The 6,083-nt window shown below is 73.0% G+C and carries 7 protein-coding genes; 5 read left to right on the top strand and 2 right to left on the bottom strand.

Going from position 1 to position 6,083, the window contains the following annotated elements:
- Positions 1–107 precede the first annotated feature (107 nt).
- From bioB to DKL51_RS12860, 4 genes are all read left to right on the top strand, one after another.
- On the top strand, positions 108–1,103 hold the full coding sequence (gene bioB / locus DKL51_RS12875) for a biotin synthase BioB (protein ID WP_124812083.1): 996 nt from the start codon (positions 108–110) through the stop codon (positions 1,101–1,103).
- 8 nt (positions 1,104–1,111) lie between these two features.
- Positions 1,112–1,321, top strand: a complete 210-nt coding sequence (gene bsaP / locus DKL51_RS12870) for a biotin synthase auxiliary protein BsaP (RefSeq protein ID WP_311768038.1) — start codon at positions 1,112–1,114, stop codon at positions 1,319–1,321.
- A 5-nt stretch (positions 1,322–1,326) separates the two neighbouring features.
- Positions 1,327–1,833, top strand: coding sequence for a GNAT family N-acetyltransferase (locus DKL51_RS12865; RefSeq protein ID WP_109948353.1), 507 nt, complete (start codon positions 1,327–1,329; stop codon positions 1,831–1,833).
- Between the two features lie 148 nt (positions 1,834–1,981).
- Positions 1,982–3,229, top strand: a complete 1,248-nt coding sequence (locus tag DKL51_RS12860) for a YbfB/YjiJ family MFS transporter (RefSeq protein ID WP_185734788.1) — start codon at positions 1,982–1,984, stop codon at positions 3,227–3,229.
- Between the two features lie 65 nt (positions 3,230–3,294).
- On the opposite strand, the gene DKL51_RS12855 is transcribed toward DKL51_RS12860, so the two are convergent.
- Both DKL51_RS12855 and DKL51_RS12850 read right to left on the bottom strand, forming a co-directional pair.
- Positions 3,295–4,275 (bottom strand): GlxA family transcriptional regulator, encoded by a 981-nt coding sequence (locus tag DKL51_RS12855; protein ID WP_124812081.1) that lies wholly within the window; start codon positions 4,273–4,275, stop codon positions 3,295–3,297.
- A gap of 9 nt (positions 4,276–4,284) precedes the next feature.
- Positions 4,285–4,851: a DUF488 domain-containing protein gene (locus tag DKL51_RS12850; RefSeq protein WP_109948356.1), complete on the bottom strand. Its 567-nt coding sequence runs from the start codon at positions 4,849–4,851 to the stop codon at positions 4,285–4,287.
- 364 nt (positions 4,852–5,215) lie between these two features.
- On the opposite strand from DKL51_RS12850, the gene DKL51_RS12845 reads away from it, so the two are divergent.
- Positions 5,216–5,983 (top strand): LPXTG cell wall anchor domain-containing protein, encoded by a 768-nt coding sequence (locus DKL51_RS12845; protein ID WP_124812080.1) that lies wholly within the window; start codon positions 5,216–5,218, stop codon positions 5,981–5,983.
- Positions 5,984–6,083: the final 100 nt, after the last annotated feature.

Here is a 6,083-nt window from a genome sequence, read left to right as displayed (position 1 = left end):
TCCCCGGCGGGCGGCCCGAGCAGCCCGCCCGCACCCGTCTCCCCGCCGCACCGGCGGCGGAACGCGGCCGTTTCCGGCCCGAAAAGGCGCCTTGTAGGGTACGAGCCATGCCAGAGATCCTCGACCAGGCCCGGACCCAGGTGCTGGAGAACGGCGTCGGCCTCGACGAGGCCGGTGTCCTCGCCGTGCTCACCCTGCCCGACGAGCACCTGCCCGCCGCCCTCCAGCTCGCCCACGAGGTGCGGATGCGCTGGTGCGGCCCGGAGGTCGAGGTCGAGGGCATTGTGTCGCTGAAGACCGGCGGCTGCCCGGAGGACTGCCACTTCTGCTCGCAGTCGGGCCTGTTCACCTCGCCGGTCCGCTCGGTCTGGCTGGACATCCCCTCGCTGGTGGAGGCGGCGAAGCAGACCGCGGCGACGGGGGCGACGGAGTTCTGCATCGTGGCCGCCGTGCGCGGCCCGGACGCCCGGCTGATGAAGCAGATGCGCGAGGGCGTCGCCGCCATCAAGGCGGAGGTCGACATCCAGGTCGCCGCGTCGCTGGGCATGCTGACCCAGGAGCAGGTCGACGAGCTGGTCGACCTGGGTGTGCACCGCTACAACCACAACCTGGAGACCTGCCGCTCCTACTTCCCCAACGTGGTCACCACCCACTCGTGGGAGGAGCGCTGGGAGACCTTGAAGATGGTCCGCGAGTCCGGCATGGAGGTCTGCTGCGGCGGCATCCTCGGCCTCGGCGAGACGGTGGAGCAGCGGGCCGAGTTCGCCGCGCAGCTCGCCGAGCTGGACCCGCACGAGGTGCCGCTGAACTTCCTCAACCCCCGTCCGGGCACCCCGCTCGGTGACCGCCCGGTGGTCGAGGGCAAGGACGCGCTGCGCGCCATCGCCGCGTTCCGGCTGGCCATGCCACGCACCATCCTCCGGTACGCGGGCGGCCGGGAGATCACCCTCGGCGACCTCGGCACCCGGGACGGGCTGCTGGGCGGCATCAACGCCGTCATCGTCGGCAACTACCTGACCACCCTGGGCCGGCCGGCGACCGACGACCTGCAGCTGCTGGAGGACCTCAAGATGCCGGTCAAGGCGCTCTCGGCGACCCTGTGAGGCAAGGCGTGACCGAGCTTGTCGAGCCCGCGGCGGCGCAGCACTGGTGCGACCGCTGCGGTACGGACGCGGCGGTCGGCGGGCACGCGGCGTGCGCCGCGGCGCGGAAGCTGGAACCGCCGCGCTATTGCGGCCACTGCCGGCGCCGGATGAAGGTGCAGGTCCTGCCGGTGGGCTGGTCGGCGGTCTGCGTCGAGCACGGCGAGATCAGGGGCTGAGTCCGGTGCTGCGGGGGCGGGCGGTGACGCTGCGACCGGCGACGGACGCGGACGTGCCGGCCCTCGCCGCGATCCGGGCCGATCCGGAGGTACGCCGGTGGTGGCGCGGCGGCGACGACCTGGCCGCGGCGGTCCGCGCCGACCTCGCCGACGACGAGCTGACCGTGTACGCCGTCGAGCACGAGGGCCGGGTCGTCGGCGCGATCCAGTGGTACGCCGAGTCCGACCCGGACTACCGCCACGCCAGCCTGGACATCTTCCTCGACCCGGCGGTACGCGGCGCCGGCCTCGGCGGGGACGCCATCCGCACCCTGGCCCGACACCTGATCGACGAGTACGGCCACCACCGGTTCACCATCGACCCGGCGGCGGCGAACACGGCGGCGATCCGCGCGTACGCGAAGGTGGGTTTCCGCCCGGTCGGCATCATGCGCCGCTACGAGCGCGACGCGGACGGCCGGTGGCACGACGCCCTCCTGATGGATCTGCTCGCCGACGAGCTGGCGGACTAGCGGCACCATTCGCCGCGTCACGTCCCGGATGTCCGAATCGGCGTCCCGATCCGAGGGTGGCTGGTCCATCCGGCCGGCCATCGGCCACCACCGCTGCTGGTTCTACCTGGTCGGCGGGCCACCGGGGCCCGCGGATCAAGGAGGAACCATGTCCCGTCCCCTCAGCCGGTGGCGTGACCCGCTGACCGCGCTCGGCCTGGCCGCCGGGCCGGTGGTGGCGCTCGGCTTCACCCGCTTCGCGTACGCGCTGCTGCTCCCCGCCATGCGCGGCGACCTGCACTGGACGTACGCGCAGGCGGGCGGCATGAACACGGCGAACGCCGCCGGTTACGTGATCGGCGCCGGCACGGCGGTCCTGTGGGCCCGGTGGATCGGCGACCGGGCAGCCTTCCTGGGCGCCCTGGCGGTCAGTGCGCTCGTTCTGCTGCTCACCGGGACCACGGCGGACTACCCGGCGCTGAGCCTGCTGCGGTTCGCCGGTGGGGTCACCACGGCGGTCTCGTTCGTGCTCGGCTCCGCACTCGCGGCCCGGATCGCGGCCGGAAGCGGGCATCGGCGGGCGGCGTCGCTCGTCGCCCTCTACATGGCCGGGGTTGGTGTCGGCGTGATGCTGTCCGGGGTCCTCGTACCGTCGGTCCTGGCGGACGGGGGCGACGCCGGCTGGCGGGCCGGCTGGCTGACGTTGGGCGTGATGGCCGTACTGGCGGTCGTCCCGGCCCTGCTCGCCCTCCGTCGGGTGCCGCCGGTCGCCGTGGCCGCCGGCTCGGGTCTGTCCCGGGCGGCGCTGACCGGCCTCGCCCCGGGCATCGCCTGGTACGTGCTCTTCGGCGCCGGCTATGTCAGCTACATGACCTTCGTGATCGCGCTGCTGCGGGAGCAGGGCCTGGGGACCTCCGGCACGGCCACATTCTTCGTGGTCCTGGGTCTGGCCTCGGTGCTCGCCACGCTCTTCGTGTGGGGGCGGCTGATCGGCCGGCTGCCGGGGGGCCGCGCGCCGGCGCTGGTCTCCCTCCTGGTGCTGCTGGGCGTGCTGCCGGTACTGCTGCTGCCCGCCGGCCTGCCCGCGGCGCTGGTCTCGGCGGCCGTCTTCGGCAGCTCGTTCATGGCCGGCCCGACCGCGGCGACGGTGCTGGCCCGCCGGGCCCTGCCACCGGCTGGCTGGACCGCCGGCATCGCACTGCTGACCGTGGCGTTCTCGGTGGGTCAGGCAATCGGGCCGCTGGTCTCGGGGGTGCTGTCGGACTCCGGCGGTGTCGCCGTCGGGCTCTGGCTCTCCGTCGGCCTGCTGGCCGCGGCCGGGCTCGTCGCGCTGTTCCAGCGGGACACCGGACCGGCGGCGGAACCGGAGCGGCCCGCGGGATCCCCGGACCGGGCCGCGGCGGCTGCGGTTCGCTGACGGCGGGCGCCACCGGGGACGGCGCGCTGCCGGCACCCGGCCGCTGGGCGCGCCGCCGCCGGCCGCTACCGGTGCTTGGCGACTCCGGTCGTCCGGAATCGGGACCGGTAGGCGCCGGGGGTGACATCCAGCTCCCGCAGGAAGGCCCGTCGCATCGTCTCGGGTGAACCGAAGCCGGTGCGGCGGGCCACCACGTCGAGGGTTTCGTCGCCGCGCTCCAGCAGGCTCCGCGCCGACTCCACCCGGATCCGGTCCAGGTACCCGGCCGGCGTGGTGTCCAGTTCGGTGCGGAACAGCCGGCCCAGATGCCGCACGCTCACCCCGGCCAGCGTTGCCATCGTGGCCAGGTCCCAGGACCGGCCGGGATCGGCGGCCACCGCGTCCAACACGTGACGCAGCAGGTCGTTGCGGGTGCTTCCGGCGCTCGTCCGGACGCTGAACTGGGACTGGCCGCCGGGGCGTTGCAGGAAGACCACCAGGTGCTGGGCGACGGTCCGGGCCACCTCGGGCCCCAGATCCGACTCGACCAGGGCGAGGGTCAGGTCAATGCCCGCGGAGATGCCCGCCGACGTGATGATCCGGCCATCGGCGACGAAGATCGGGTCCGGGTCGACGGTTACCCTCGGGAAGTTCTCCGCGAGCTGGTCGGCCAGGTCCCAATGGGTGGTCGCCCGGCGGCCGTCGAGCAGGCCGGCGGCGGCGAGCGAGAACGCCCCGGCGCAGACCGAGGCGATCCGGTCCGAGCCTGCGGCCAGCCGGCGGATCTGGTCCAGCAGCGCGGCGTCGGCAGCGGCCCGCCAGTCCGGTGCGCCGGGCACGACGAGCGTCCCCACCGGTCCGGTCACCGCGTCCAGCGCCACGTCGACGCCGAGGCGGACGCCGGCGCTGCTCACCACGTCGCGGCCGTCCGGAGAGGCCAGCACCAGGCGGTACGCGCCGCCGTGCTCGTTGGCCACGGTGAGGACCTCCACCGGCCCGGTGACGTCGAGCAGGCGTACCCCGTCGTAGACGACGAAGAGCACGGTGGACGGTCCCGGGGCTCGCACGGGTCGAGCTTAGGCGGGCGGTGCTGCGGCGGGGCGGCCATCGGGAGCGCGGTCCCAGATCAGGTGGCCGTCGGGGAGCCGACGACCGCCGTCGGCCGGACGGTGCGGGCTGAGCCGGCCGTCGGGCATCAGGTGGCACACCGGCACCCCGCGACCCAGCACGGCGACGTCGGCGATCAGTCGCCGGTGGCAGCGCCACCACACGTTCTCGCTGCACATCACCACTGTGGTGCGCCGGGCCGCCTCGGCCAGCACCCCGTCCAGCGCCGCGTCGAAGTCGGCGGTCCGGGTGTACACCGCGTACGCCCGGAAGGCCGCGACGGTCCACCAGGTGTCGGGCTCCGGCTCCCCGGCCCGGACGTGCCGCCGGCCGCCGAGCCGCGGCTCCCAGCAGTAGTCGATCCCCACCTCCGGCAGCCGGCGTTCGAGCGCCTCGCGCCGCACGTCGGGGTTGGTGCGGCTGCCCGGATAGCGCCGGACGTCCACCACGAGGTCGATCCCCGCCCCGCCCAGCAGCTCGGCGAGTCGGGTGCGGTCCGCGGATCCGTGGCCGACGGTCAGCAGCGCGTGCTCCATCCGCCCAGCATGCCGCTGTTCAGCGCGGTCAGCCTGGGATGCCGGCCGACCAGGGCGGACCGGGCGGCGTGTCCCGTGGGCCAGGGGCGGCGGGGTGTCACCAGGTCCACTATGCTGCCTGCAGCTATCGGGACGTCGCGGAGAAACGGGGAACATGCCGGACTTCTTGCGTTCCGCACCTGCGCCGTCAAGTGACGGGCGGTGACTGCTGACCCACGGTCGGCGAATTCCGTGAACGCGTAACGATGTCGGTACCTCACGGCGCTCAATCAGTATCGACATCGGGCCGTTCAGGGGATGCGCTGCGTCCTAACAGTCAGTGATCCTTTAGCGTCCCTTAAATCAACATCCCGGAGGACTTCCCATGCGACAGCGTCGACGCCTCGGGCTCGCGCTCAGCTCCGCAGCAGCCGCCGGCGTTGCGTCCCTCGCGATCGCCACCCCCGCGCTTGCCGCAGACCCGAACGGCGCGAATGGCACGGTCAAGATCGATGGGCCTGAGTACCAGCTGGACAACCGGAACGAGCCCCACGTCACCTGCGAGTTCCAGGTCGAGTTCTTCAACTTCGACAAGGACGAGCCGGCGACCCTCATCTTCTCCGCACAGCCGCCGTCCTCCAGCGATTTCCACGAGGTCGGGCGCCTCGCGGACCAGGTCGTCAGCGATGACGAGGCTTCGGGTGGCGCCTACACCCGGGACCCGGACAACGTGTACAAGTTCTCCATCAACACCGGGGCCCCCGACAACGACCCCTACACGCTCGACCTCGCAGGCGCCTACCTGCACCCCAAGCAGGGCTACCACGTCAAGCTGACGGTTGACCGCCAGAACCACCCGGGGTGGACCGAAAAGCACAAGGTCTTCTGGGTCAAGCCGTGCACCACGTCCACGGAGTCCCCGACCCCGACCCCGACCTCGTCCGAGTCGGAGTCGCCGTCGACCCCGTCGTCGCCGGGCGCTTCGCTGAGCGGCGGCGCCGGTGGCGGCAACGGTGAGAACGGTGGCGGCAGCCTGCCGCTGACCGGCGTGGCTGCGACCAGCACCGCGCTCACCGGTCTCGCCCTGATCGGCGGCGGTGCCGCCCTGATGGTGCTCCGTCGACGTCGGGACAAGATCACCTTCACCAGCTGATCGCAGCCGGTGACCTGAACCGGCCGTCGGACTTCCGTCCGGCGGCCGGTTCCGTCATTTTCCGGACGGACGCCGTCAGCGGCGGGTTGAACTGGACGGG

This window comes from Micromonospora globispora, assembly GCF_003857015.1.
Classification (GTDB): Bacteria; Actinomycetota; Actinomycetes; order Mycobacteriales; family Micromonosporaceae; genus Micromonospora; species Micromonospora globispora.
Note: the sequence above shows the minus strand (reverse complement) of the source record. Positions and strands in the feature narration are given on the sequence as shown.

What these genes read in the sequence shown, in the direction of transcription:
- bioB (WP_124812083.1), top strand. Translation starts at nt 108, where the DNA reads ATGCCAGAGATCCTCGACCAGGCCCGGACCCAGGTGCTGGAGAACGGC.
- DKL51_RS12860 (WP_185734788.1), top strand. Translation starts at nt 1,982, where the DNA reads ATGTCCCGTCCCCTCAGCCGGTGGCGTGACCCGCTGACCGCGCTCGGC.
- DKL51_RS12850 (WP_109948356.1), bottom strand. Translation starts at nt 4,851, where the DNA reads ATGGAGCACGCGCTGCTGACCGTCGGCCACGGATCCGCGGACCGCACC.
- DKL51_RS12845 (WP_124812080.1), top strand. Translation starts at nt 5,216, where the DNA reads ATGCGACAGCGTCGACGCCTCGGGCTCGCGCTCAGCTCCGCAGCAGCC.